21 protein-coding genes and 1 riboswitch are annotated in these 24,433 nt (G+C 71.9%); of the genes, 14 read left to right on the top strand and 7 right to left on the bottom strand.

Going from position 1 to position 24,433, the window contains the following annotated elements; all coding sequences use genetic code 11:
- Positions 1–6: 6 nt before the first annotated feature.
- The 3 genes from OG965_RS09690 (at position 7) to OG965_RS09680 (ending at position 2,356) form a co-directional block, all read left to right on the top strand.
- On the top strand, positions 7–435 hold the full coding sequence (locus OG965_RS09690; protein ID WP_371651169.1) for a ribonuclease domain-containing protein: 429 nt from the start codon (positions 7–9) through the stop codon (positions 433–435).
- Positions 432–776: a barstar family protein gene (locus OG965_RS09685; protein ID WP_371651167.1), complete on the top strand. Its 345-nt coding sequence runs from the start codon at positions 432–434 to the stop codon at positions 774–776. Before OG965_RS09690 ends, OG965_RS09685 begins: the two co-directional genes overlap by 4 nt.
- A gap of 137 nt (positions 777–913) precedes the next feature.
- The gene (locus OG965_RS09680) at positions 914–2,356 is read left to right on the top strand and encodes a GuaB1 family IMP dehydrogenase-related protein (protein ID WP_371651165.1); all 1,443 of its coding nucleotides are present in this window, start codon (positions 914–916) and stop codon (positions 2,354–2,356) included.
- Positions 2,357–2,489: 133 nt separating this feature from the next.
- Here the strand turns inward: OG965_RS09680 and OG965_RS09675 are convergent, their stop codons facing one another.
- Positions 2,490–3,473, bottom strand: a complete 984-nt coding sequence (locus OG965_RS09675; RefSeq protein ID WP_371651163.1) for a GDSL-type esterase/lipase family protein — start codon at positions 3,471–3,473, stop codon at positions 2,490–2,492.
- 359 nt (positions 3,474–3,832) lie between these two features.
- Between OG965_RS09675 and OG965_RS09670 the strand changes: the two genes are divergently transcribed.
- Together OG965_RS09670 and OG965_RS09665 are read left to right on the top strand one after the other, a co-directional pair.
- Positions 3,833–5,317, top strand: coding sequence for an amino acid permease (locus OG965_RS09670; RefSeq protein ID WP_371651161.1), 1,485 nt, complete (start codon positions 3,833–3,835; stop codon positions 5,315–5,317).
- Positions 5,318–5,327: 10 nt separating this feature from the next.
- Entirely contained in the window at positions 5,328–5,783 is a 456-nt protein-coding gene (locus OG965_RS09665; RefSeq protein ID WP_101387350.1) for an Lrp/AsnC family transcriptional regulator, read from the top strand.
- Positions 5,784–5,803: 20 nt separating this feature from the next.
- Here OG965_RS09665 and OG965_RS09660 read toward each other — a convergent pair whose 3' ends face one another.
- Positions 5,804–6,370, bottom strand: coding sequence for a Repetin (locus OG965_RS09660; RefSeq protein ID WP_371651159.1), 567 nt, complete (start codon positions 6,368–6,370; stop codon positions 5,804–5,806).
- Positions 6,371–6,683: 313 nt separating this feature from the next.
- On the opposite strand from OG965_RS09660, the gene OG965_RS09655 reads away from it, so the two are divergent.
- Positions 6,684–7,481 carry a carbon-nitrogen hydrolase family protein gene (locus tag OG965_RS09655; protein WP_371651157.1) on the top strand — a complete coding sequence of 266 codons (798 nt, stop codon included), beginning with the start codon at positions 6,684–6,686 and terminating at the stop codon, positions 7,479–7,481.
- A gap of 66 nt (positions 7,482–7,547) precedes the next feature.
- Positions 7,548–9,242: a flavin monoamine oxidase family protein gene (locus tag OG965_RS09650; protein WP_371651155.1), complete on the top strand. Its 1,695-nt coding sequence runs from the start codon at positions 7,548–7,550 to the stop codon at positions 9,240–9,242.
- A 67-nt stretch (positions 9,243–9,309) separates the two neighbouring features.
- Here OG965_RS09650 and OG965_RS09645 read toward each other — a convergent pair whose 3' ends face one another.
- A complete protein-coding gene (locus OG965_RS09645) occupies positions 9,310–10,239 on the bottom strand; it encodes an LLM class F420-dependent oxidoreductase (protein WP_371651153.1) in 930 nt (309 codons plus the stop codon).
- A complete protein-coding gene (locus OG965_RS09640; protein ID WP_371651151.1) occupies positions 10,203–10,970 on the bottom strand; it encodes a DUF5995 family protein in 768 nt (255 codons plus the stop codon). The genes OG965_RS09645 and OG965_RS09640 overlap by 37 nt, the downstream gene beginning before the upstream one ends.
- Before the next feature lie 188 nt (positions 10,971–11,158).
- Between OG965_RS09640 and OG965_RS09635 the strand changes: the two genes are divergently transcribed.
- Positions 11,159–12,262, top strand: a complete 1,104-nt coding sequence (locus tag OG965_RS09635) for a glycoside hydrolase family 6 protein (RefSeq protein WP_371656900.1) — start codon at positions 11,159–11,161, stop codon at positions 12,260–12,262.
- Here the strand turns inward: OG965_RS09635 and OG965_RS09630 are convergent.
- On the bottom strand, positions 12,244–13,662 hold the full coding sequence (locus OG965_RS09630; protein ID WP_371651149.1) for a uracil-xanthine permease family protein: 1,419 nt from the start codon (positions 13,660–13,662) through the stop codon (positions 12,244–12,246). The genes OG965_RS09635 and OG965_RS09630 overlap by 19 nt on opposite strands.
- 195 nt (positions 13,663–13,857) lie before the next feature.
- Here OG965_RS09630 and OG965_RS09625 point away from each other — a divergent pair, with 195 nt between their 5' ends.
- Positions 13,858–15,156, top strand: a complete 1,299-nt coding sequence (locus OG965_RS09625) for an alginate lyase family protein (RefSeq protein WP_371651147.1) — start codon at positions 13,858–13,860, stop codon at positions 15,154–15,156.
- Positions 15,157–15,207: 51 nt separating this feature from the next.
- Here the strand turns inward: OG965_RS09625 and OG965_RS09620 are convergent, their stop codons facing one another.
- Positions 15,208–16,431 (bottom strand): MFS transporter, encoded by a 1,224-nt coding sequence (locus OG965_RS09620; RefSeq protein WP_371651145.1) that lies wholly within the window; start codon positions 16,429–16,431, stop codon positions 15,208–15,210.
- Between the two features lie 107 nt (positions 16,432–16,538).
- On the opposite strand from OG965_RS09620, the gene OG965_RS09615 reads away from it, so the two are divergent.
- Complete coding sequence (locus OG965_RS09615) at positions 16,539–17,681, top strand: ROK family transcriptional regulator (protein WP_371651143.1); 1,143 nt, start codon at positions 16,539–16,541, stop codon at positions 17,679–17,681.
- 172 nt (positions 17,682–17,853) lie between these two features.
- Here OG965_RS09615 and OG965_RS09610 read toward each other — a convergent pair whose 3' ends face one another.
- The gene (locus OG965_RS09610; protein ID WP_371656899.1) at positions 17,854–20,220 is read right to left on the bottom strand and encodes a chitinase C-terminal domain-containing protein; all 2,367 of its coding nucleotides are present in this window, start codon (positions 20,218–20,220) and stop codon (positions 17,854–17,856) included.
- Between the two features lie 288 nt (positions 20,221–20,508).
- Positions 20,509–20,639: riboswitch (FMN riboswitch) on the top strand.
- A gap of 161 nt (positions 20,640–20,800) precedes the next feature.
- Between OG965_RS09610 and ribD the strand changes: the two genes are divergently transcribed.
- The 4 genes from ribD to OG965_RS09590 are packed head-to-tail and all read left to right on the top strand — an operon-like array spanning position 20,801 to position 24,421.
- The gene (gene ribD, locus OG965_RS09605; protein WP_371651141.1) at positions 20,801–21,883 is read left to right on the top strand and encodes a bifunctional diaminohydroxyphosphoribosylaminopyrimidine deaminase/5-amino-6-(5-phosphoribosylamino)uracil reductase RibD; all 1,083 of its coding nucleotides are present in this window, start codon (positions 20,801–20,803) and stop codon (positions 21,881–21,883) included.
- A gap of 2 nt (positions 21,884–21,885) precedes the next feature.
- Complete coding sequence (locus tag OG965_RS09600; protein WP_371656898.1) at positions 21,886–22,494, top strand: riboflavin synthase; 609 nt, start codon at positions 21,886–21,888, stop codon at positions 22,492–22,494.
- Positions 22,491–23,135 carry a nicotinamide riboside transporter PnuC gene (locus tag OG965_RS09595; RefSeq protein ID WP_371651139.1) on the top strand — a complete coding sequence of 215 codons (645 nt, stop codon included), beginning with the start codon at positions 22,491–22,493 and terminating at the stop codon, positions 23,133–23,135. The genes OG965_RS09600 and OG965_RS09595 overlap by 4 nt, the downstream gene beginning before the upstream one ends.
- The gene (locus OG965_RS09590) at positions 23,132–24,421 is read left to right on the top strand and encodes a bifunctional 3,4-dihydroxy-2-butanone-4-phosphate synthase/GTP cyclohydrolase II (protein WP_371651137.1); all 1,290 of its coding nucleotides are present in this window, start codon (positions 23,132–23,134) and stop codon (positions 24,419–24,421) included. Before OG965_RS09595 ends, OG965_RS09590 begins: the two co-directional genes overlap by 4 nt.
- Positions 24,422–24,433 lie beyond the last annotated feature (12 nt).

Raw genomic sequence — 24,433 nt, 5'->3', positions numbered from 1 at the left:
CGGCCCATGCTCACCAGGTCCGTCCGAACGACCGTCGCCGTCCTGCTCGCGTGCCTGGCGCTCCTGCTCACGGGGTGCGCGGGCGCGTCGAAGAAGGACGCGGAGCCGTCCGGGGCCACCGCCTCCAGCGCCGCCGCCACACCCGGCTGGGCCAAGGGCAGGGCCACCGTCCGCGCCTCCCAGCTGCCGCCCGAGGCGCGGCAGACATTGAAGCTGATCGACCAGGGCGGCCCGTTCCCGTACGCCAAGGACGGCACGGTCTTCGGGAACTTCGAGAAGGCCCTGCCGCAGCAGAAGCGCGGCTACTACCACGAGTACACGGTCAACACCCCGAAGTCGCGCGACCGGGGCGCCCGGCGCCTGGTCACCGGGCAGAGCGGCGAGATCTACTACACCGGCGACCACTACAAGACGTTCAAGGCGGTGCTGCGATGACGGCCGACCCGTTCGACGCCGTGAGGGCCACCGGCTGGCAGGTCGACGTGCTCGACCTCGCCGGGGTCACCGACAAGGCCGGTTTTATGGACCGCTGCGCCCGTGCGCTGCGCCTGCCGGAGTGGTTCGGGCGCAACTGGGACGCCCTCGCCGACTGCCTGGGCGACCCCGACTGGGGCCCGGCCGACCCCGGCCGGCTCCTGGTGGTGCGGCGCTGGCAGGGGTACGCGGCGGCGCGGCCCGACGAGTGGGAGACCGCGCGGGACGTGCTGGACGAGGCGGCGGTCAGCGGCGACGGCGGCACCCTCGCCGTGGTGCTCGCGCTCGGCGCCTTCGTGTGATCCCACCAGCGGGTCGTCCAAGCCCTGGATGATCGGCCCGGGCGGCGCAATCACCCGAACATGGGACAATGAAGTACGTGCGTTTAGCCCCGGCTGAAATGCCTGGGGTCACTCCGATCGACTGGGATGTTCTGCACGTGCGTTTCCTCAATGACATCAAGCCGCCGTACGACCTGACGTACGACGATGTGTTCATGGTCCCCAGCCGCTCCGCGGTGGGCTCCCGCCAGGGCGTCGACCTGGCCTCGCCCGACGGCTCCGGCACCACGATCCCGCTCGTCGTCGCCAACATGACGGCGATCGCGGGACGGCGGATGGCCGAGACCGTGGCGCGCCGCGGCGGTATCGTCGTCATCCCGCAGGACATTCCGATCGAGGTCGTCACCGACGTCATCACCTGGGTCAAGACGCGTCACCATGTGCTCGACACCCCGATCGTCCTCGCCCCCGGCCAGACCGTCGCCGACGCGCTCGCGCTGCTGCCCAAGCGCGCCCACAACGCCGGTGTCGTCGTCGACGCCGAGGGGCGCCCGGTCGGCGTCGTCACCGACGAGGACCTGACCGGCGTCGACCGCTTCACGCAGCTCTCCGAGGTCATGTCCAAGGACCTGCTGCTGCTCGACGCGGACATCGACCCGGGCGAGGCGTTCACCAAGCTCGACAACGCCAACCGCCGCTACGCCCCGGCCGTGGACAAGGACGGCCGCCTGGCCGGCATCCTGACCCGCAAGGGCGCCCTGCGCGCGACCCTGTACACCCCGGCGACCGACGCCGGCGGCAAGCTGCGCATCGCCGCCGCCGTCGGCATCAACGGCGACGTGGCGGGCAAGGCCAAGCAGCTCCTCGACGCCGGTGCGGACACGATCGTCGTGGACACCGCGCACGGCCACCAGGAGTCGATGATCGCCGCGATCAAGGCCGTCCGCGGCCTCGACCCGAAGGTCCCGATCGTCGCGGGCAACATCGTCGCCGCCGAGGGCGTGCGCGACCTCATCGAGGCCGGCGCCGACATCATCAAGGTCGGTGTGGGCCCCGGCGCCATGTGCACCACCCGGATGATGACGGGCGTGGGCCGCCCGCAGTTCTCCGCCGTCCTGGAGTGCGCCGCCGAGGCGAAGAAGTTCGGCAAGCACGTGTGGGCCGACGGTGGTGTGCGCCACCCGCGCGACGTCGCCATGGCGCTCGCCGCCGGTGCCTCCAACGTCATGATCGGCTCCTGGTTCGCCGGTACGTACGAGTCCCCGGGCGACCTCCAGCAGACCGCCGACGGGCGTCTGTACAAGGAGTCGTTCGGCATGGCCTCGGCCCGCGCCGTCCGCAACCGCACGAGCGACGAGTCCGCGTACGACCGGGCCCGCAAGGCGCTGTTCGAGGAGGGCATCTCCACGTCGCGGATGTTCCTCGACCCGACCCGGCCGGGCGTGGAGGACCTGATCGACTCGATCATCGCGGGCGTCCGCTCCTCCTGCACCTACGCGGGTGCGAGCTCGCTGGCCGAGTTCGAGGAGAAGGCGGTCGTGGGGATCCAGTCCGCCGCCGGTTACGCCGAGGGCAAGCCGCTGCACGCCAGCTGGAGCTAGCGCTCCTGGGGCAGTGTTTCGTCTGCGGGCCGGTTGTGGCTGGTCGCGCCCACGCGGCGGAGCCGCACGATGTCACAGCCCCGCGCCCCCAAGAAGGGTCGCCCCCCGCGCCACGCGCGGGGGGCGACCCTTCTTATATGTGGGGCCTCAGGGTTTCTGCCACCGCCCCCGCGATCTTCTCGTGGCCTCCGTCGTTCGGGTGCAGGCCGTCTGCCAGGTCGGCCTCGGTCAGCAGGTTCCGGCCAGGAAGCACGTGAAGGTGGCTGTCGCCGTCTGTGGCGCGGTCCTGGGCCGCCGCCTCCATCGCGGCGCGCAGGGCGCTCAGGGTGGCGCCCAGGGCGTTCGGTGTCCGTTCGGCGGCCGGACGCAGTAGCGGGGAGAGCAGTAGGAGCGGGGTGTGCGGGTGGCCCCGGCGCACCAGGGTGAGGAACGCGCGCGTCGTCTCGTACAGCAGCGGCGCCGAACTCGGCACGCCCGACCAGCAGTTGGTGCCGAACGCCAGGGTCAGGACGTCGGCGGGCAGGGACGCGAGCTGTTCGGCGGTGGCGAGTTCGCCGCGCGCGGCACCCGCGTAACCAAGGTTGACGGTGTCCAGGCCGAGCGTGCGCCCGGCCGCGGCGGGCCAGGCGTGGGCGGGGCGCGTCGACCACCAGCCCTCGGTGATCGAGTCGCCGTGTACCAGCCAGCGCGGCCCGCGCGGCGCGGGCGCGAGCGTGCCGCCGACCCCGCGCACGGCGAGGATCCGGGGCGAGCGGTCCTGCGGCGGATGGACCGTGAACGGGCCGCCGCCGGGCGGGAGTCGGAGTACGGCCACCGCCTCCTCGGCCGGTGCCACGGCCGTCTCGTGGACGCGGCGGCCGTCCGCCCAGAGTGCGAAGGTGTGGGCGAGCGCGCGCATCCTCTCGGTGGGCGCGGGCACCTCGGCGCGGTAGCGGATCTCCACGGCCGACGCGCCGTCAGCAGCGAATTCGAGCCGCACCCCGATCGGCAGCCCGGCTCGTTCCGCCGTGTCCCAGGGCAGCCGGGCCAGGTCGTCGGGGTCGGCGCGCACCGGCCGGCCCCTCGCGTCCCGCCATGCCACTCCGCGCAGAAACGGATCCGGGTCCAGCCAGGTCATCGGTGCCTCCGATCGCGGGGTGCCCGAGCGGGCCGGGAGGGGTGTCGGGGACCTCACTCCTACCCCGCCGCGCAGGGGCCGCGCGCACCGTTCACGCACGGATCGAACGCTGATGCGCAACAAACACCCATCCGTCGCCCTTGTGCGCAATGATCATTCGCCGATGCGCAAGGTTGCTGCATTACGAGCGGGAAGCGGAACCCTTTACTCTTCTCGCGATACGTGGAGTGGCGGCGACCGCCTGCTCGGCGGTACCGGCCACGGTGTGCTCAGTCATGCCCGGATTTCCCCTTCGTGCGGGAAGGGCCGGACCGTCGCGGTCGTCGGCTTCCGAAGGCAGCGACAAGGAGCCCACTGAAGTGTTGGACCACGGCACAGCGCCCCCCACCGCAGCAGCACCGGTCGACGGGGGTCGGCGGCCCGGCAACCCGCTGTTGCGCCGCAAGCCGGTAGAACTGCTGGTCGCCGAGGGTGGCAAGGGCGAGGGCGGCACTCTGCGCCGCACCCTCGGCATGTGGCAGCTGACGATGATCAGCATCGGCGCCACGCTCGGCACCGGGATCTTCGTCGTCCTGGGCGAGGCCGTTCCCGAGGCCGGACCGGCGGTCACCCTGTCGTTCGTCCTCGCCGGACTCACCGCGCTGTTCTCCGCGCTCTCCTACGCCGAGTTGGCGGGCTCCATCCCCGTCGCGGGCTCCTCGTACTCGTACGCGTACGCAACGCTGGGCGAACTCGTCGCCTGGATCTGCGGCTGGTGTCTGATCCTGGAGTACGGCGTCTCGGTCGCGGCCGTGGCCGTGGGCTGGGGCCAGTACCTCAACGAGCTCCTGGACGGGACCATCGGCGTCACCATCCCGGACGCGCTCTCCGCGCCGCCCGGCGACGGCGGGATATTCAACCTGCCCGCGCTGATCGTCGTGCTGCTCGCGATGGTGTTCCTGCTCGGCGGCGCCCGCGAGTCGGCCCGCGCGAACACCATCATGGTCGCGGTGAAGATCGTCACCCTGGTGCTCTTCTGCTCGATCGGCATCATGGGCTTCAAGTCCGGCAACTACTCCGACTTCATGCCGCTGGGCATGGCCGGTGTCAGCGCCGCGGGCTCCTCGCTCTTCTTCTCCTACATCGGCTTCGACGCCGCCTCCACCGCCGGTGAGGAGGCCAAGAACCCGCAGCGCGACCTGCCGCGCGCGATCATGCTCTCGCTGATCATCGTCACCGCGCTGTACGTCCTGGTCGCCGCCGTCGCCGTGGGCGCCCGCAAGTGGAGCACCTTCGAGGGCAGCGAGGCGACCCTCGCCGCGATCATGAACGACGTCAGCGGCCAGACCTTCTGGGGCACGCTGCTCGCCGCCGGTGCCGTCATCTCCATCGCCAGCGTGGTGCTGACCGTGCTGTACGGCCAGACCCGCATCCTGTTCTCGATGTCCCGCGACGGCCTGGTCCCCAAGGTCTTCGGCAAGGTCAACCCGAAGACCGGCACCCCCCGCGCCAACACGGTCATCGTGTCGCTCTTCTGCGGTGTGCTCGCCGCGGCCATCCCGCTCGGCGACCTCGTCGACGCCACCAGCATCGGCACGCTCTTCGCCTTCGCGCTGGTCAACGTGGCCGTCATCGTCCTGCGCAAGACCCGCCCGGACATGCCGCGCAGCTTCCGCGCCCCGCTCGGCTGGGTCTGCCCGATCCTCGGCTTCTTCTTCTGCATCTACATGATGAAGGGCCTCGGTACGTCCACCTGGACCGTGTTCGGAGTCTGGATGGCCGTCGGTCTCGTGATCTACTTCGGATACGGCATCCGCCGCTCCCGACTGGCCACGGCCACGGAGACCGCATCCGCAGAGAAGTGATCCACCCGCAGTGCGACTCAATGACCTCGACGAGCGCATCGTCCACGCGCTCGCTGAAGACGCCCGCCGCTCCTACGCCGACATCGGCTCGCTGATCGGCTTGTCCGCGCCCGCCGTGAAGCGGCGCGTGGACCGGCTGCGCGCCGAGGGGGCCATCACCGGATTCACCGTCCGGGTGGACCCCGCGGCGCTCGGCTGGGAGACCGAGGGCTTCATCGAGATCTACTGCCGCCGCAACACCTCGCCCGACGCCATCAGGCGCGGCCTGGAGCGGTACCCCGAGGTCGCGTCCGCCTCCACCGTCACCGGTGAGGCGGACGCGATCGTCCAGGTCTTCGCCTCGGACATGCGCCACTTCGAGCGGGTCCTCGAACGGATCGCGGGCGAGCCGTACGTGGAGCGGACGAAGTCCGTCCTGGTGCTCTCTCCGCTGCTCAGGCGGTTCTCGTCGGGCTCGCCCGCCTGACCGGATCCGCCGGACAGGTCCTAGTTGTACGGGACCTGCCACGGCAGCACGTGGAAGTCGCCCGTGCCCGCCTTGACCTTCTCGAAGGGGGCGGCGCTCATGCACTTCGGCAGCTTCTTGGTCGCCTCGTCCTCCGAGCCGATCCAGCTGTAGCCGAGCCGGTCGTGTGTGCCCTGGTCGTTGACCGAGACACCGACGCGCTTGCCCTTGAACGGGGTGTCGCTCTCGGTGACGATCCCCGTCACCACCGCGACCTTGCCGCCGGTGATCAGGCAGTCGACCTTCGCCTTGGCCGTACCGGTCCGGCCGTCCGGGAAGACGTGCCGGAAGCTGAAGGTGCCGAACGCCTTCTCCGGGTCCTTGTTGTCCTTCGCCGCCAGATGCGCGTCGAAGGAGAAGGTGATGTCGTCACCGGCCGGGCGGTAGAGCTTGGCCGTGCCCGTCAGGGCGGCCGCCTCGCGCGGCGCGTCCGGCCCGGCCCCGTTGTCGGAGGCGACCGCCGACCCGGCGGCGCCCGCGCCGATCAGCAGGGCCGCGGCCAGCGCCAGGGTGCGGGTACGGGGGCGGGAGAGGGCGGGACGGTTCATTGCGGGTCCTCCGAAGCGGTCGTGCTGCGCGGCGCCCGGTTCCTCCGGGCACACTCAGCTTCCCGCCGCTGCCGGGCCCGCCGCATCGCACCCGAGGAGGGACCGCCTCCGCCGTACGGCGGGGGAGCGGGCCCTCGGGTACACCCCGAGGCGTAAGGGCCACGTCAACGCCACGCAACGAATCACCGTCGAGGGCCCCCGACGCGCAATGAATCATCCTCCGGCGCGCAACGGTCGCGCCTTGTCCGGGCCGAAGGCCGGAACGTACCGTCATATGCGACCCCCTCACCCCCTCACGCCCCCGAGGTCTGCCATGCCGCCGCTGCGCACCGCCCTGCTTCAGAGCTCCGGCCGTCCGGGTGACGTCGCCGCGAACCTGAAGGTGCTGGACGAGGCGGCGGGCCGGGCCGCGGCGACCGGGGCCGGGCTCCTCGTCTGCCCCGAGATGTTCCTCACCGGCTACGCCATCGGGGACGACGTGCCCAAGCTCGCCGAGGCCGCCGACGGTCCCGGGGCGCAGGCCGTCGCCGAGATCGCGGTGCGGCACGGGCTCGCGGTCCTCTACGGCTACCCGGAGCGGGACGGCGAGACCGTCTACAACTCGGCGCAGCTCATCGACGCCGGCGGGCAGCGCCTGGCGAACTACCGCAAGACCCACCTCTTCGGCTGCTTCGAGCAGGAGTGGTTCACCCCCGGCGACCAGCAGGTCGTCCAGGCCGAGCTGCACGGGCTGCGGCTGGGGATGATGATCTGCTACGACGTGGAGTTCCCCGAGAACGTCCGGGCGCACGCGCTGGCCGGCACCGACCTCCTCCTGGTGCCCACCGCGCAGATGCACCCCTTCCAGTTCGTCGCCGAGTCCGTGGTGCCGGTGCGCGCCTTCGAGAACCAGATGTACATCGCGTACGTCAACCGGACCGGCCCCGAGGGCGAGTTCGAGTTCGTCGGGCTGAGCTGCCTGGCCGGGCCCGACGGCACCGCCCGGGCCCGCGCGGGCCGCGAGGCCGAGCTGGTCGTCGGTGACGCCGACCCCGAGTTCCTGGCCGCCTCGCGCGCGAACAACCCGTATCTGCGGGACCGCCGCCCCGGCCTCTACACCTCCCTCGTCTGACCCGGACCCTTCCGGCCGCCCCCACCCCCCTCGTACCGCTCGTACCGCGCAAGGAGTCCGTACCCCATGACGTCCACGGTGCCCACCGCTGTCCCGCACACCGACGGCCAGCCGCCGATCACCATGTTCGGTCCGGACTTCCCCTACGCGTACGACGACTTCCTGGCCCACCCGGCCGGGCTCGGTCAGATACCCGCGACCGAGCACGGCACCGAGGTCGCCGTCATCGGCGGCGGTCTGTCCGGCATCATCTCCGCGTACGAGCTGATGAAGATGGGCCTCAAGCCCGTCGTGTACGAGGCCGACCAGATCGGCGGGCGGCTGCGCACCGTCGAGTTCGACGGGCCCGGCACGGACGGTCTGACCGCCGAGATGGGCGCGATGCGCTTCCCGCCCTCCTCGACGGCGCTCCAGCACTACATCGACCTCGTCGGCCTGGTCACCGAGCCGTTCCCGAACCCGCTCGCCGAGTCCACCCCCTCGACGGTCGTCGACCTCAAGGGCGAGACGCACTACGCCGAGACCATCGCCGACCTGCCGCAGGTCTACCGCGACGTGTCCGCCGCTTGGAACGCCTGTCTGGACGAGGGCGCCGACTTCTCCGACATGAACACGGCGATGCGCGAGCGGGACGTCCCGCGCATCCGCGAGATCTGGGCCAAGCTCGTCGAGAAGCTCGACGACGAGACCTTCTACGGGTTCCTCTGCAAGTCGGAGGCCTTCAAGTCCTTCCGCCACCGCGAGATCTTCGGCCAGGTCGGCTTCGGCACCGGCGGCTGGGACACCGACTTCCCCAACTCCATCCTGGAGATCCTGCGCGTCGTCTACACCGAGGCGGACGACCACCACCGCGGCATCGTCGGCGGCTCCCAGCAGCTGCCGCTGCGGCTGTGGGAGCGCGAGCCGGAGAAGATCGTGCACTGGGCGCAGGGCACCTCGCTCTCCTCGCTGCACGAGGGCGCGCCGCGCCCGGCGGTGACCCGTCTGACCCGCACCGCGGGCAACCGGATCACCGTGACCGACGCGTCCGGCGACATCCGCACCTACCGCGCGGCGATCTTCACCGCGCAGTCCTGGATGCTGCTCTCCAAGATCGCGTGCGACGACTCGCTCTTCCCGATCGACCACTGGACGGCGATGGAGCGCACCCACTACATGGAGAGCTCCAAGCTCTTCGTGCCGGTGGACCGGCCGTTCTGGCTGGACAAGGACGAGGAGACCGGCCGGGACGTCATGTCGATGACGCTCACCGACCGGATGACCCGAGGCACCTACCTCCTGGACAACGGGCCGGACCAGCCCGCCGTCATCTGCCTCTCCTACACCTGGTGCGACGACAGCCTGAAGTGGCTGCCGCTGTCGGCGAACGAGCGCATGGAGGTCATGCTCAAGTCGCTCGGCGAGATCTACCCGAAGGTCGACATCCGGGGGCACATCATCGGCAACCCGGTGACCGTGTCGTGGGAGAACGAGCCCTACTTCATGGGCGCCTTCAAGGCGAACCTGCCGGGCCACTACCGCTACCAGCGCCGTCTGTTCACGCACTTCATGCAGGACTCGCTGCCCGAGGACAAGCGGGGCATCTTCCTCGCGGGCGACGACATCTCCTGGACGGCGGGCTGGGCCGAGGGCGCGGTGCAGACCGCCCTGAACGCCGTGTGGGGCGTCATGCACCACCTGGGCGGCGCGACGGACGGCACCAACCCGGGCCCGGGCGACCTGTACGACGAGATCGCGCCGGTCGAGCTGCCGGAGGACTGACGGCAGTTGACTGACGCCTGTTGACGGCGAGGGGCTCGGGGGCTTTTGCCCCCGGGCCCCTTTCCGGTTACAGCCCCGCCGCGCGCGCCAGCCCGTACACCTCCGCCGCCACGTCCGTCAGCTCCTCCGCGTCGCGCGTGGCGCCCTGGAGGTCGAGCAGGAACTCGCCTATGCCCTCGTGGGCATGGGCCACCAGGTCCTCGACTATCTGCGCGGCGCTCCCGGCGAACGGCGGGCGCCCGTCGCCCTCGTACGGCTTCGGGGTGTACCGCGCGTTCACGCGGACGCACACCTCTATCGCGCGCTCCCGGCCGCGCTCGGCGGCGAGCTCCCGCAGCCCCGTCCACGCCGTGGCGAGCTGGTCCGCGCCCTGGGCAACCGGCATCCAGCCGTCCGCCCGGTCCACCACACGGCGGACCGCCCTCGGGCCCGCCGCCGCGAGGTACACCGGGATCGGCCGGGCCGGTTTGGGGCCGACCTCGGAGGGGGCGATGGTGGTCAACTCGCCCTCGTACGCGACCGGGTCCGGGCCCCAGACCGCCGCGAACACGTCCAGCGTCTCGTCGAGCAGCTCGCCGCGCTTCTCGAACGGTGCCACGGCCGCCGCCGCGTACTCGTCGAGGGACCAGCCCGTGCCGATCCCCGCGAGCACCCGGCCGCCGCTCGCCGCGTCCAGCGAGGCGAGCGAGCGGGCCAGCTGGAACGGCACGTGCAACGGCGCCACGAGCACGCTCGTGCCCAGGCGCGCCCGCTCGGTGGCCGCCGCCGCGAGGGTGAGCGAGACCAGCGGGTCGGCCACCGACCGGTAGGAGTCCGGCCAGGGCAGGTCCGGTATTCCGTACAGCCCCTGGGTCGTGGGCGTGGGGAAGATCACCCGCTCGAACACCCACAGGCTCTCGTAGCCCAACTCCTCGGCGGCGCGCGCGACCGCGGGGATGTCCCGCCCGATGTCGTACTGCTTCATCTGCGGAAGGCCGAGTCCGAGCCGGATTGCCATGAGTGAACTCCTCGTGCCGAAGAAGGGCCTGCGTAAGGCGTCAGCAGGCACCGCCCCACCAGGCCGACACCCGCGTCCATCCGCTCCCTGAACTCCCGGGACAGGTCGGGAAGTTCCCGCAGCCTCCACAGCAACCGGGCCGACGACCAGGCCGCGTCGCGCGCCCGCTCCAGGCTCCACGACGCCAGCAGGTGCGTGAGCGGGTCCGCGACCTCCAGTAGATCGGGCCCGGGCATCAGCTCCTCGCGCACCCGCTCCTCCAGCGCCACCAGGGTGTCGCCGACCCGTTCGAAGTCCCGCTCAAGGCCCTCCGGTTCGCACTCCAGGGCGCGGCAGCTGTCGACGACGGCGAGCGCCAGGTCGTGCCCGATGTGGGCGTTGATACCGCAGAGCGCGAACTGGAGGGGGCGTACGCCCGGGTGGCGCCGGTACTGGAAGAGCGGCCGCCAGCAGGCGGGCGGCCGCAGCCCTGCCGCCACCGCGTCGACCGCCCGCAGATACCGCCCGGCGAACAGCACGTCCAGCGTCGCCGCTGCCCGGGAGTCGTCGAACGCGCCCCGGGTGAGGGACCGGCCGATCTCCTCGGTGACCGCCAGATAGACCCGGTTGAAGACGGCCAGACCGTCCTTGGGCGGCAGGCTCGTGCGCAGCGCCCGCATCCGCGCCGCTACGGTGTCCACCGACGCTCCGGAGAGCCCCGTGCCACCTGTCCGCTGTTCGATCAGCACCATGAGGGCAGCGTCCCAGCACCGCGCTTTGTGGGACGCCGCCGGGCCCGGGGCTTCCCCGGAACGGGTGAAAACGCGGCCATCGGGGCCTTGGGGGAGGGGAGTTCACGGTGCCGGGAACACCGCCGTCACGCGCGCGTAGGCGCCGGGACGACAGAGCCGCGCGCCGCTCGGCCGTGCGGCGCGCCGCCATGGTGGGGCTGGCCTGCGCGGTCGTGGCCGCCGGCGCGGTCTCGGGTGCCGTGGCGGCCCTCGGGGGCGGGGGCGACGAGGTGGCCCGGCCCACGGTGACCGCCTCGCCCGCCACGGTGTCCCTGCCCGCCGTGCCCACGTCGGCATCCGCGGCACCGTCCCGTACGCCCGAGACCCGGCGCCCGGCCCGGCCGTCCCTCGCCCCGAAGCCCTCGGCCACCCCGTCGCCGTCGCGGGCGGCGGTCTCCGCCGCGCTCTATCGCTCGCCCGACTCGCAGGTCCTGGACTGGGTGCGGGCCCACCCCGACGACCCCCGCCGGTCGCTGATCGAGCGGCGGATCGCGGATCAGCCGGCGGCGGTCTGGTTCGCCGAGTACGACCCCGGCGCGATCACCCGCGAGGTGCGGGCGGTGACCTCGGCGGCGGCCGTACAGGGCCGGGTGCCGGTGCTCGTCCCCTACGCGATTCCCGGCCGGGACTGCGGCGGCGCCTCGCAGGGCGGTGCGCCGAGCCCGCAGGCGTACGACACCTGGATCGGGAACTTCGCGGCGGGGCTCGGGCGTTCACCGGTCATCGTGGTCCTGGAGCCGGACGCGATCGCCCAGTCGGACTGCCTCTCCGAGGGCGAGCGCGCCGCCCGGTTCGCCTCGCTGGCCAGGGCGGGGCGGGCGATCCACGCCGCCGACCCCCGGGCCAGGGTGTACTTCGACGCGGGCCACTCCGGATGGCGCGACGCCGGGGAGATGGCCGGCCTGCTGCGCGCGGCGGGTGCGGCCACCAGCGGAGACGGCATCTTCACCAACGTCTCCAACTTCCACCGCACCTCGGACGAAGTGGTGTACGCGCGGCAGGTGCTCAAGGCGCTGGGCGGTCCCGCGCGGCTGGGCGCGGTGATCGACACCAGCCGCAACGGCAGGGGCGCGCCGCCCGACGGTCAGTGGTGCGACCCGGCCGGGCGGGCGCTGGGGCGCGCCCCGACCACGCACACGGGCGAGGCGCGCATCGACGCCTATCTGTGGGTGAAGCTGCCCGGCGAGTCCGACGGCTGCCGGGGCACGGCGGGCAGTTTCACCCCCGACTACGCCTACGACCTGGCGCGCTGAGTCCCCGCGGCCGCGCCGCCCTCGTCGCCGCTGTCGTCGTACGACGACGTGCCCTCGTCGAGCAGCGGCTCCTGCTCCTTGAGATGGGCCGGGGCCAGGGCGCGCAGCACGTGGTAGCCGGTGATGACCACGATGGTGCCGAGGGCGATCCCGCTGAGGCGGAAGTCGTCGGTGAACTTCAGGGTGACGCCGCCGATGCCGATGATGATGCCCGCGGCCGCCGGGACCAGGTTCAGCGGATTGCGCAGATCCACCTTGGCGTTGATCCAGATCTGGGCGCCCAGGAGGCCGATCATGCCGTACAGGATGACGGTGATGCCGCCGAGGACGCCGCCGGGGATGGCCGCGACGATCGCGCCGAACTTGGGGCAGAGGCCGAAGAGCAGCGCGAAGCCGGCAGCGGCCCAGTAGGCGGCGGTCGAGTAGACGCGGGTGGCGGCCATGACGCCGATGTTCTCGGAGTACGTGGTGTTGGGCGGGCCGCCGACGGCGGTGGAGAGCATCGAGGCGGCGCCGTCCGCGGCGATCGCGGTGCCCAGCTTGTCGTCGAGGTCGTCGCCGGTCATCTCGCCGACGGCCTTGACGTGTCCGGCGTTCTCGGCGATCAGCGCGATCACCACGGGGAGGGCGACCAGGATGGCGGACCACTCGAAGTGCGGGGCGTGGAAGGAGGGCAGGCCGATCCAGTCGGCCCGGCCGACGCCGGAGAGGTCGAGCCGCCAGTGGTCGGTGGCCTCGCCCGCACCCGGAACGGAGTGGATCTTGCCGAAGACGCGGTCGAAGAGCCAGGAGATGCCGTAGCCGAAGAGCAGGCCGAGGAAGATCGCGACCCGGGACCAGAAGCCGCGCAGACAGACCACGGCAAGCCCGGTGAACAGCATCACCAGGAGCGCGGTCCACTGGTCCTGCGGCCAGTAGGTGGAGGCGGAGACGGGTGCCAGGCTGAATCCGATTAGGAGCACGACCGAACCGGTCACGACGGGCGGCATCGCGGCATGGATGACCCGCGCACCGAACCGCTGCACCGCCAGGCCCGCCGCGAACAGCACGATGCCGACGACGAAGACCGCGCCGGTGACGGTGGCGCTGGTGCCGCCGGTGGCCCGGATCGCGGCCGCGACGCCGACGAAGGAGAGGGAGCAGCCCAGATAGCTGGGCACCCGGCCCTTGGTGGCGAGCAGGAAGATGACCGTGGCGACGCCGGACATCATGATCGCGAGGTTGGGGTCGAGGCCCATGAGGACCGGCGCCACGAAGGACGCGCCGAACATGGCCACCACGTGCTGGGCGCCGAGGCCGATGGTCCGGGGCCAGGAGAGCCGCTCGTCGGGACGTACGACGGCGCCGGGGGCGGGGGTCCGCCCGTCACCGTGCAGGGTCCAGCGCACGCCGAGGCCCATGAGTTCGCTCCAGTTCGTTCCGTGCTGAGAAGAATCAGCGCAATGGTAGTGGGCCCCGTGATCTCGGGTCCCATCCGTGAATCCTGCGCGAGGCATTGTCACCCGGAACTGCTGGGCCTACGCTCCAACCGCCTTATCCGTGAACAGAGTTCAGATATGTGAAATCCGTGAAACCCTGACGGAGGGGATGCCCTGATGGACGGCGGAAGATCTCGCAGCGGGCTCGTGGCCCTGCTGGCCACGGCCGCGGTGCTCGCGTCGGCGCTCGTACCGGCCGCCTCGCACGCCTCGGAGGCCGCCGCCTCGAAGCCCGCCGCGCCGAAGGCCCCGCACACCGTGGTCGTCGACGGCGCGCGCATGAGGGACGCGCGGCTGCGGCTCGACGCCGGCGACCCGGCGCTGCGCACCGCCGTGGGGAAGCTGACTGCGGCCGCCGACGGCCGACTCGGGCAGGGGCCCTGGACGGTCGTGGACAAGCCGAAGCCCGCGCCGGGCGGCGACCCCCACGACTACCTCAGCCAGGCCCCGTACTGGTGGCCCTCGAAGCCGAGGACCGCCGACAACCCCTGGGGCTGCCCGTACGTGCAGAAGGACGGGCAGCGCAACCCCGAGGTCGACACCGGCACCGACCGGCCCGACCTCGGCAAGGTCGTGGGCTCCGTGACCACGCTCAGCCTCGCCTGGTACTACACCGGCAGGGCGCGGTACGCCGAGCAGGCCTCGACCGTCCTGCGCACCTGGTTCCTGGACCCGGCGACCCGGATGAATCCCAACCTGGACCACGGGCAGTTCATCCCCTGCAAGTACGACGGCCGGGCCATCGGCATCATCGACTTCTCGCAGCAGTACACCAGCGTCCTCGACGCGGTCGCCGTCCTCGATCTGGGCGCGCCCGGCTGGCGGGCGGACGACCGCGCGCGAATGCTCGACTGGAACAAGAAGTTCCTGAACTGGCTGGTGACTTCGCCCTTCGGCAAGGAGGAGTCGGCCGCCAAGAACAACCACGGCACCTTCCAGGACATGCAGATCGCCGCGCTCGCGCTGGCCACCGGGGACAAGGACCTGGCGCGCAGGACGGTCCGGGGCGCCGAGAAGCTGAGGGTCGATCCGCAGATCGCCGCCGACGGCAGCCAGCCCCAGGAGCTCGCCCGCACCCGCAGCTGGCACTACTCGACCTTCGACCTGGTGGCGTACACCCGGCTCGCGGCGATCGGCAGGCAGGTCGGGGTGGACCTGTGGGGCTACCGGGGGCCGCAGGGGCAGAGCCTGTTCAGGGCCGTCGACTATCTGCTGCCCGCGGCGACCGGCGCGGCCGCCTGGCCCCACCCGGAGCTGGAGTTCTACCGGTACGCGGCGAGCGACGTGGTGCACGCGGCGGCCGACGCGGGCGACAAGAAGGCCCGCGCGGCCGAGCCGTTGCTCCAGGCGCCGCCCGGCGGTGACCTCTGGGTGCTGCGGCCCGCCGCCGAACAGCTGGACTCGATCGCCGGCTGAGGCCGAAGGAGCGCCCCGGCTGAACCGCCCCCCATACGGTTCAGCCGTCGGCTACTTGGCGGCGTCGGTGGACCGCACCGGCGCCGCCTCCGCCACGCGGCCGCCGGACCTGGCGCGCACTCCCGTACGCAGCACCTCCGCCCCCGCAACCAGCCCCAGCGCCAACAGCGTGACCAGGCCGAACGACACCACCAGCGAGGTCAGATCGGCGATGCCGCCGATGGCGGAGGGAGCGATGAGGCCCGAGGTGTACGTGATGGTGGCGACGCCCGCGATGGCCTGACTCGGGTTCGGGCCGCTGCGGCCCGCCGCGGCGAAGGCCAGTGGCACTACGACCGCGACCCCGAGGCCGATCAGCGCGAACCCGCCCATCGCCACGGCCGGTCCGGGCGCCAGGACCACCGCGAGCCCGCCCGCGGTCGCCAGCACGCCCCCGCAGCGGACCGTCCGTACCGCGCCGAACCGGTCCACGACCTTGTCGCCCGCGATCCGCACCACCGCCATGGTCAGCGTGAACGCGGTGGTCGAGGCGGCGGCGAGGCCGGCCGAGGCGTCCATGGTGTCCCGCAGGTACACCGCCGACCAGTCGAGGCTCGCCCCCTCGGCGAACACCGCGCAGAAGGCGACGAGCCCGATGGCCAGCGCGGTCCTGGGCGGCCGGGCGAAGCGCGGCGGCGGGGCCTCGTCGGGCGCGCTGCGCAGGTCGAGCACGCCGCCGCAGACGAGCGCGCCGAGCACGGTGAGGACGGCCGCCGCGACCAGGTGGTGCACGCGCGCGTCGACGCCGAGGTGCGCGGCCAGCGTGCCGGTGGTCGAGCCGATCAGGGCGCCCGCGCTCCACATGCCGTGCAGCCCGGACATGATGGACCGGCCGAGCCGGTCCTCGGTCTGCACGCCCAGCGCGTTCATGGCCACGTCGGACATGCCCGCCGTCGCCCCGAACACGAAGAGCGCCGCGCAGAGCGTGTAGAGGTTCGGCGCGAGCGCCGGGAGCGCGAGGGCGAGGGTCCACAGGGCGAGCAGCCCGCGCAGCGCACGGCGCGCCCCGAAGCGGTGGGTGATCGCGCCGGAGAGCGGCATCAGCAGCGACGAGCCGATGGCGGGAAACGCGAGCGCCAGGCCGAGCTGACCGGTGGAGACCCCGGTGTGGTCCTGGATCCACGGGACCCGGGTCGCGAAGTTGCCGGTGACCGTGCCGTGGACGCAGAACACCGCGGCGATCGCGATCCTGGCCCGCCTCAACTGCCGTATGCCGTCGCCCGCTTCGGTCGCCATCAGCGCGGTCCTCCCCTGGATGCCGGTGCGCGATAAACTATCAGGAACCCTGCCTGATAAATACTCCGCCGTCCATCGGATTCCGGTCGTCTGGAAGGATTCCCGGCATGCCCGCATCACCCAGCACCGCCCGGGTCATCAACGACCGCCTCGCCCTGCGCCTGCTCCAGGACGAGGGGCCGTTGACGGCTGGTCAGCTCAAGAAGCTCACGGGCCTGTCCCGCCCCTCCGTCGCCGACCTGGTCGAACGGCTCCAGGGCTCGGGGCTCGTCGAGGTTGTGGGGGAGTCGGGCGCCGAGCGGCGCGGACCCAACGCCCGGCTGTACGGCATCGTCGCCGACCGGGCCCACCTCGCAGCCCTCGATGTGCGCACCGACGGCGTCACCGTGCTCGTGGCCGATCTGCTCGGAGCGCCCCTCGCGGAGGCCGCCCTCCCGATCGGGGCCGAGGCCGGGACCGAGCCCGCCGTGGAGCAGACGGTGGCGCTCCTGGAGCGGACCGCGAAGGAGGCGGGCGCCGAGCGGCTGCACAGCATCGGCATCGGGGCGCCCGGCCTGATCGACCCGGCGACGGGCGAGCTGCGTGACAGCACGGGCCTGCCCGCCTGGCACCGGGAGCTGGTCCCCGCCCTGCACGGGCGGCTGTCGGCCGCGGTCCTCGTGGAGAACGAGGTGAACCTGGCGGCGATGGCCGAGCACCGGCTCGGCGCCGCGCGCGGCCAGGACGACTTCGTACTGTTCTGGCTGGGCCAGGGCGTGGGCGCGGCGGTCTTCCTCGACGGCAAGCTGCGCCGGGGAGCCTCCGGCGGCGCGGGCGAGATCGGCTTCCTGCCCGTTCCGGGCACCGGCGCGCTGCCGTCCGCGACCGGCTGCGACGGCGGATTCCATGCGCTCGCGGGCGCCGACGCGGTGGTGCGGCTCGCCGCCGGGCACGGGCTGACGGGCAGCGCCGAGACCCTGGTGCGCGAGGCGACCGGCCCCTTCCTCGACGCGCTGGCCGAGCGGATCGCCATCGGCGCCGCGGCCGTGGTCTCCGTACTGGACCCGGGCCTCATCGTGCTCGGCGGCGAACTCGGCCACGCGGGCGGCGCGTTGCTCTCCGCCCGGGTGCGGAGCCGGCTCGCCGAGCTCACCCCGCTGGGCGCCGAGGTCCGGCCCAGCGAACTCGGGGACCGGGCGGTGCTGCGCGGCGCCCTGCTCGCGGCGCGGGGCGCGGCGCAGGACGAACTGTTCGCGCCGCCCGCACCCTGAGAGCCTGTCTTTGAACCCCGCCTGCGCCCCGACGCCCGGCACGCACGCTCGGCGCTGACGCACCGCACCCCGGCCGGGGAGATCCGGCCGGGGTGCGGGCGCTTCACCGTGGGTGCCCGGCGGCCGCGGCAAGGGCCCGAGTCGCGGCCGCCGGGCGTTGGGGGGCGGGGGATCAGCAGGCCCCGAGGTCCTGCCAGACTCCCCAGTCGCCGGTGGTTCCGGGCTCCTCGCCCTTCGTCCACCACTTCGACTTCCAGTTGTGGGACTTGTACGAGACGGTCGTGGAGCCACCGTACTCGGCCGTGGCCGTCCAGGCGGGCGCGGTGCATGAGCCGCCGCCCGTGGAGCCACCGGTGGACCCGCCGGTCGAACCACCCGTCGTACCGCCGGACGGCGAGGGCGACGGGGACGGTGTGCCGGTCTCCGGTTCGGTGACCGTCGCGCCCCGGGTGAGGTCCCCGGCCAGCGCGTAGCCGCGGCCGCCGAAGGTCACCGTCCAGTTGGAGGGTGTCGACACCGGCAGGTAGTAGACGAAGTCCAGCGTCACCGAGGCGCCCGGGGCCAGCGACTGCCACGCCGGGAGCTTCAGCGAGACCCGGTTGTAGTCCCCCTTCAGACCGCCCACGTTGCTGCCGCTGTGGTCGCTGCGGACGATCGTCGTGCCGAAGCCGGACTGGTCCTTGGCGTTCGCCGGGGCCGAGGTCCCGTAGTCGAACTGGAACTCCGTGCCGCCCGGCAGCGTCGCCTTGGTGCGGTTGGTGAGCGTCACCTTCGGGCTGATCGGGTAGTTGGAGTCGCCGAGCGGGAACTGCCCGAAGTCCACGCCGATGTCGAGCGCCTGCGTCGGCAGGGTGACGGTGGAGCGCTTGGCGCCGTACGGGGCGGCCGACTTGAACTTGTCGTACATCGCGGACGTCAGCGTCGAGCCCGGCTCGTACTGCCCCTTGGCCGCGTTGTACTTGTAGTCGCCCGCGAGCTCCCAGACCATGGTGCCGCCGATGCCCTTGTCGACCACGTAGTCGGCCTTGGCGTTCACCGACTGCTCGTCCTCGGTGGAGAGGAAGACCTTCTTCTGGTCGTTCCACAGCCAGGGCGCCACCAGGGTGGAGTCGTACTTGCGGGCGTAGGCGCCGGTCAGCTTGGTGTCCGCGGGGAAGCCGTACTTGGTCACGTAGTCCCCGACGACGCCCTTCTCCAGGTTCTTGGCGTGCCACATCGGGTTGGAGCCCGCCGGGGCCTCCTTGCCGTTGTCGTCGAGGTCGTGCCAGAGGTTGTCGATGCCGGTCGCGCCGTCACCGCACTTGGTGAGCCCCGACCCGGCCGGGCAGCTGGTAGTCGCGGCCTTGCCCCACAGCCCGTCCGTCCCGCCGCTCACGTTCTTGAAGCCCCGGGTGTAGTACGGCAGGCCCATGTTGATGCGCCCGGCCGGCATCGAACCGCGGAAGTAGTGGTAGGCCCAGTCCGCGTTGAGATAGCCGATTCCGCCGTACTGGGAAGTCGAATAGACACCCGCCGCCGCGAGCTCCGCGTCCTTGCCGTCGTCGAAGAGCGAGGCGTTCGGCCCCACGTATTCGTTCCAGGCGCCGTGCAGGTCGTACGACATGATGTTGACGTAGTCCAGGTACTTCTGGATCTGGAACGTCTCCATTCCGCGCAGCAGATAGCCGGACGAAGGCGCGGCGACGGAGAGCAGATAGTGCTTTCCGTCGGCCGCTCCCGCGCGGTCCAGCTTCTCGCGCAGCGACTTCATCAGCGCCGCATAGCTCTTGACCAGGCCCGCCCGGCGCGCGTTGGACAGGCTCCAGTCCAGCGGGTTGCCCGCGTCCTTCATCGTCGTGGGGTACTCGTAGTCGATGTCGACGCCGTTGAACCCGTACTTCTTGATGAAGGCGACGGCCGAATCCGCGAAGGTGTCGATGCCCGGCTGGTTCACCGAACCGTCGGCGTTCGTGGCCATCGAGTAGAAGCCGCCCGAGGCGACGCGCTTTCCGTCGTCACCGAAATAGCCGCCGGTCTCGGCCCAACCTCCCACGGAGATCAGCGTCTTCACGTCGGGGTGCTGCTTCTTGAATTTGTTCAGGAGGTTGAAGTGGCCCTTGTAGGGGAGCGCGGGGTCCATCTCGGCCCCGGCGACGCCCGGCCAGGTCATTCCGGTCGCCGCGTTCTTCTCGCTGTCGCCGCCGACGGAGATCTTGTTGTCGGAACCGATGTGCGCGAAGGCGTAGTTGACGTGGGTGACCTTGTCCCACGGGACGTCGGAGGCGAGATAGGCGGGGGTCCCGTCCTGGCCGGTGCGCCAGCCGGTGAAGTACCCGATGACCCGGCGCTGGTGGTCGGCGCCCATCTTCTCGCGGCCGTCCGAGTCGTACACGGAGCAGTAGGGGACGTCGACTCGGGGCGTCTTGTACAGCCCGTCCGGGCGACAGGACTCGTTGTCGGCGGCGTGCGAGACGCCCGCGGAGAGCGAGGAGAGCAGCAGCCCGGCGACCGCGGCACCGGTCGCGAGCAGCGTGGCTCTCATGCGGGTGGGGGACAGCACCATCTGTTCCTCCTGGGGGAGGTCGGTGTGACACAGGACTGCGGGCGGTCGTGCGGCGGCCCAGGGCGTGCGCACACCGGCGGGCCTCACCTCGGAGGTGACACGGAGATTAAGAGGACTAGACCAGAGCGTCAATAGGTATGGACCAATGCCGAGCCCAGGGCGGGTGTGCGATATGGCGGACGGTGAACCCCCGCTACGGGCCGCGACCGGCACTGTGACCCAGGCCATAGATGTTCGCCCGTATGGCCGACGATCAGTCGTGGCACACTGACCGTGTACCAGCAGCAGCGCACTCCGGGGTCGGTGTAATTCCGAACCGGCGGTAATAGTCCGCGACCCGGCCGCATCCAGTGGCCGGTTGACCAGGTGGAATTCCTGGACCGACGGTGAAAGTCCGGATGGGAGGCAGTGCGCGGCGGGCGGGCCCTCAGGGCTCATGTCGGCCGTTTGTGCTGATCGCCGTCCACGGCGGTCGGTTCCCTTCGGCCATGCGTGAGCTGTATGTACGGCCCTGTTCCCGCTCTCTGTCGTTCATCGACAGCCCCGGAGTCCGTGCCCGAAGAGGCAGGAGGACCCGGTGGCCACCGCAGCCGACGCAGACGCCATGCGCCGAGCCATTGAGCTCGCCGCGCGCGGACTCGGCTCCACCAGCCCCAACCCGGTCGTCGGGTGCGTCATCACCGACGCCTCGGGCGCCGTCGTCGGCGAGGGCTTCCACCAGAAGGCCGGCGGCCCGCACGCCGAGGTCCACGCCCTGTCCGCCGCGGGCGGCAAGGCCCGGGGCGGCACCGCGTACGTCACCCTCGAACCCTGCAACCACACCGGTCGCACCGGCCCCTGCGCCCAGGCGCTCGTCGAGGCCGGGATCGCCCGTGTCGTGTACGCGGTCGGCGACCCGAACCCGCAGGCCACCGGCGGCGCCGACACGCTGCGGGCGGCCGGGGCCGAGGTGGAGCAGGGCCTGCTCGCCGAGGAGGCCGAGGCGGGCAACGCCGCCTGGCTCACCTCCGTACGGCTCGGCCGGCCCCACGTCCTGTGGAAGTACGCGGCGACCCTCGACGGCCGGATCGCCGCCGAGGACGGCAGCAGCCGCTGGATCACCTCGCCCGAGGCCCGCGCGGACGTCCACCGGCTGCGCGCCGAGGCCGACGCCGTGGTGGTCGGCTCCGGCACGGCCCGCACCGACGACCCCCACCTCGCCGTACGCGGCATCGAGGGCGCCGTCCAGCCGCTGCGGGTCGTCGTCGACACCGAGGCGAAGGCCGTGCGGCCCGGCGCCCGGGTCCTCGACGACGCCGCGCCGACCCTGGTCGCGGTCGCCGAGGACGCCGACACCGCCCATCTGGCGGACACCGACGTCGTCCGGCTGCCGCGCGCCGCCACAGGTCTGGACATCCCGGCGCTGCTGGCCGCCTTGCACGGGCGCGGCGTCCGGTCCGTACTCCTCGAAGGCGGCCCGGCCCTCGCCGGGGCCTTCGTCGCCGCGGGCGCCGTCGACAAGGTCGTCGGCTATCTCGCACCCGTCCTGCTCGGCGCGGGCCCGGCGGCCCTGACCGGCGCCGGAATCACCACGATCGCCGAAGCGTTGCGGCTCGAACTGACCGAGACCGTCCGCATCGGCCCCGATCTCCGTATCAGTGCCACTCCCAAGGAGCGATGAGCGTGTTCACCGGAATCGTCGAAGAGCTGGGTGAGGTCACCGCCGTCGAGAAGCTCGGCGACTCCTCCCGCTTCCGTCTGCGCGGCCCCGTCGTCACCGAGGGCGCCCGGCACGGCGACTCGATCGCCGTCAACGGGGTCTGTCTGACCGTCGTGGAGACCGGCGACGGCGAGTTCACCGCCGACGTCATGGAGGAGACGCTGAAGCGCTCCAGCCTCGGCGCCCTCGACGTCGGCTCCCGGGTCAACCTGGAGCGGCCCATGGCCGTCGGCGGCCGCCTCGGCGGGCACATCGTCCAGGGCCACGTCGACGGCACCGGCGCCATCGTCGCGCGCACCCCCTCGGAGAACTGGGAGATCGTCAAGGTCTCGCTGCCCGCGGAGCTCTCCCGCTACGTCGTCGAGAAGGGCTCGATCACCGTCGACGGCGTCAGCCTCACGGTGGTCGACGCGGGCCCCGACTACTTCACCATCAGCCTCATCCCCACCACCCTCGCGCTGACCACGCTCGGCCTCAAGCAGCCCGGTGACCCGGTCAACCTGGAGGTCGACGTGATCGCCAAGTACGTCGAGCGCCTGCTCGGCGCGCACGGCCAGGAGGACCCCAAGTGAACTGGCTCAACTCCGAGGCGTTCACCGCCTTCGACCAGCACATCATGTGGTCCGACATGATCGGCAACACGGTCGGTCTGGCCGCCCTCGCGCTCGGCTGGCGGCGCTCCATATGGACCTGGCCCGCCCAGTTCCTCTCCGGCGTCATCCTGCTCGCCGCGTTCAGCACCGCCCACCTCTCCGGCAGCGCCGGCAAGCAGGTCGTGGTCATCGTGGTCGCCCTGTGGGGCTGGTACCAGTGGCAGGCCGGCAAGCAGCAGGGGCGGGACGGCTCCATCGCGGTGCGGTTCGCCACCTGGCGCGAGCGCGGCCTGCTGGTCGCCGGCGCCGCCGTCGGCACCCTCGCCGTCGGCGGACTGTTCACCGCCTTCCCGACGCTGTCGTGGGACCCGTGGCCGGACGCGTACATCTTCGTCGGCACGATCGTCGCCATGTACGCCCAGGCGCGCGGCATGGTCGAGTTCTGGCTCGCCTGGCTCCTCGTCGACGCCGTGGGCGTGCCGCTCAACTTCGCCAACGGCTTCGCTTTCTCCGGCTTCGTCTACGTCATCTACGGCGCAATCGTCCTCTGGGGCCTGCGCGACTGGTGGCTGCGCTCCCGTACGAGCGCGCAGCCCGTCCTGGAAGGAGCGGCGGCATGAGCGCCACCACACCCACCTGGTACTCCACCGACAATCGCGAGGACCTCTCCCTCGACCCCGTCGAGCAGGCGATCCGCGACATTGCGGCCGGCCGGCCGGTCGTGGTCGTGGACGACGAGGACCGCGAGAACGAGGGCGACCTCGTCATCGCCGCCGAGAAGGCGACCCCCGAGATCGTCGCCTTCATGATGAGCGAGTGCCGCGGGCTGATCTGCGCGCCCATGGAGGGCGAGGCGCTCGACCGGCTCCAGCTGCCCCAGATGGTGGACCACAACACCGAGTCGATGAAGACCGCGTTCACCGTCTCGGTCGACGCGTCCGCCGCGCACGGCGTCTCCACCGGCATCTCCGCCGCCGACCGCGCCACCACGCTGCGTCTGCTGGCCGACGGGCACTCGGACGCCGGGGACTTCGTCCGCCCCGGGCACATCTTCCCGCTGCGCGCCAAGCCCGGCGGCGTCCTCGTCCGCAACGGCCACACCGAGGCCGCGGTCGACCTGGCCCGGCTCGCGGGGCTCGCCCCGGCCGGCGCGATCGTGGAGATCGCGGGCGAGGACGGGGTGATGCTGCGGCTGCCCGAGCTCATCCCGTTCGCCCGCAAGCACGGTCTGACGATCATCTCCATCGAGGACCTGATCGCCTACCGCCGCTCCGCCGAGCCGACCGTGCGCCGCGAGGCCGAGGTCCACCTCCCCACCTCCTTCGGCGAGTTCACCGCCTACGGCTACCGCTCCACCGTCGACGGCGTCGAGCACGTGGCGCTGGTCCACGGCGAGATCGGCGACGGCGAGGACGTGCTGGTGCGGGTCCACTCCGAGTGCCTGACCGGCGACATCTTCCACTCGCAGCGCTGCGACTGCGGCCCCCAGCTACAGGCCTCCATGGAGCGCATCACCGAGGCGGGCCGCGGTGTCGTCGTCTATCTGCGCGGCCACGAGGGGCGCGGCATCGGACTGCTCTCCAAGCTGCGCGCCTACGAGCTCCAGGAGCGGGGCCGCGACACACTCGACGCCAACCTGGAGCTGGGCCTGCCCGCCGACGCCCGCGACTACGCGGCCGGCGCGCAGATCCTGGAGAACCTGGGCGTGCGCAGCCTGCGGCTGATGACCAACAACCCGGAGAAGACCACCGCGCTGGTGAGCCACGGTCTCAAGGTCACCGGCCGCGAGCCGATGCCCGTCCAGGCGGGCGAGCACAATCTGCGGTACCTGCGCACCAAGCGCGACCGGATGGGACACGACCTGCCGTGGCTGGACGCGACCGCGTCGACCTGCGGCAACCAGTAGCGACACCCGTAC

This window comes from Streptomyces sp. NBC_00224 (genome assembly GCF_041435195.1).
Classification (GTDB): Bacteria; Actinomycetota; Actinomycetes; order Streptomycetales; family Streptomycetaceae; genus Streptomyces.
The sequence above is the reverse complement of the archived record's forward strand: the minus strand, read 5'-3'. Positions and strand labels throughout refer to the sequence as shown.

Coding starts and splice junctions, on each gene's coding strand:
- OG965_RS09690 (WP_371651169.1), top strand. CDS start 7: ATGCTCACCAGGTCCGTCCGAACGACCGTCGCCGTCCTGCTCGCGTGC.
- OG965_RS09685 (WP_371651167.1), top strand. CDS start 432: ATGACGGCCGACCCGTTCGACGCCGTGAGGGCCACCGGCTGGCAGGTC.
- OG965_RS09675 (WP_371651163.1), bottom strand. CDS start 3,473: ATGACCTGGCTGGACCCGGATCCGTTTCTGCGCGGAGTGGCATGGCGG.
- OG965_RS09660 (WP_371651159.1), bottom strand. CDS start 6,370: ATGAACCGTCCCGCCCTCTCCCGCCCCCGTACCCGCACCCTGGCGCTG.
- OG965_RS09655 (WP_371651157.1), top strand. CDS start 6,684: ATGCCGCCGCTGCGCACCGCCCTGCTTCAGAGCTCCGGCCGTCCGGGT.
- OG965_RS09650 (WP_371651155.1), top strand. CDS start 7,548: ATGACGTCCACGGTGCCCACCGCTGTCCCGCACACCGACGGCCAGCCG.
- OG965_RS09645 (WP_371651153.1), bottom strand. CDS start 10,239: ATGGCAATCCGGCTCGGACTCGGCCTTCCGCAGATGAAGCAGTACGAC.
- OG965_RS09640 (WP_371651151.1), bottom strand. CDS start 10,970: ATGGTGCTGATCGAACAGCGGACAGGTGGCACGGGGCTCTCCGGAGCG.
- OG965_RS09635 (WP_371656900.1), top strand. CDS start 11,159: ATGGTGGGGCTGGCCTGCGCGGTCGTGGCCGCCGGCGCGGTCTCGGGT.
- OG965_RS09630 (WP_371651149.1), bottom strand. CDS start 13,662: ATGGGCCTCGGCGTGCGCTGGACCCTGCACGGTGACGGGCGGACCCCC.
- OG965_RS09625 (WP_371651147.1), top strand. CDS start 13,858: ATGGACGGCGGAAGATCTCGCAGCGGGCTCGTGGCCCTGCTGGCCACG.
- OG965_RS09620 (WP_371651145.1), bottom strand. CDS start 16,431: ATGGCGACCGAAGCGGGCGACGGCATACGGCAGTTGAGGCGGGCCAGG.
- OG965_RS09615 (WP_371651143.1), top strand. CDS start 16,539: ATGCCCGCATCACCCAGCACCGCCCGGGTCATCAACGACCGCCTCGCC.
- OG965_RS09590 (WP_371651137.1), top strand. CDS start 23,132: ATGAGCGCCACCACACCCACCTGGTACTCCACCGACAATCGCGAGGAC.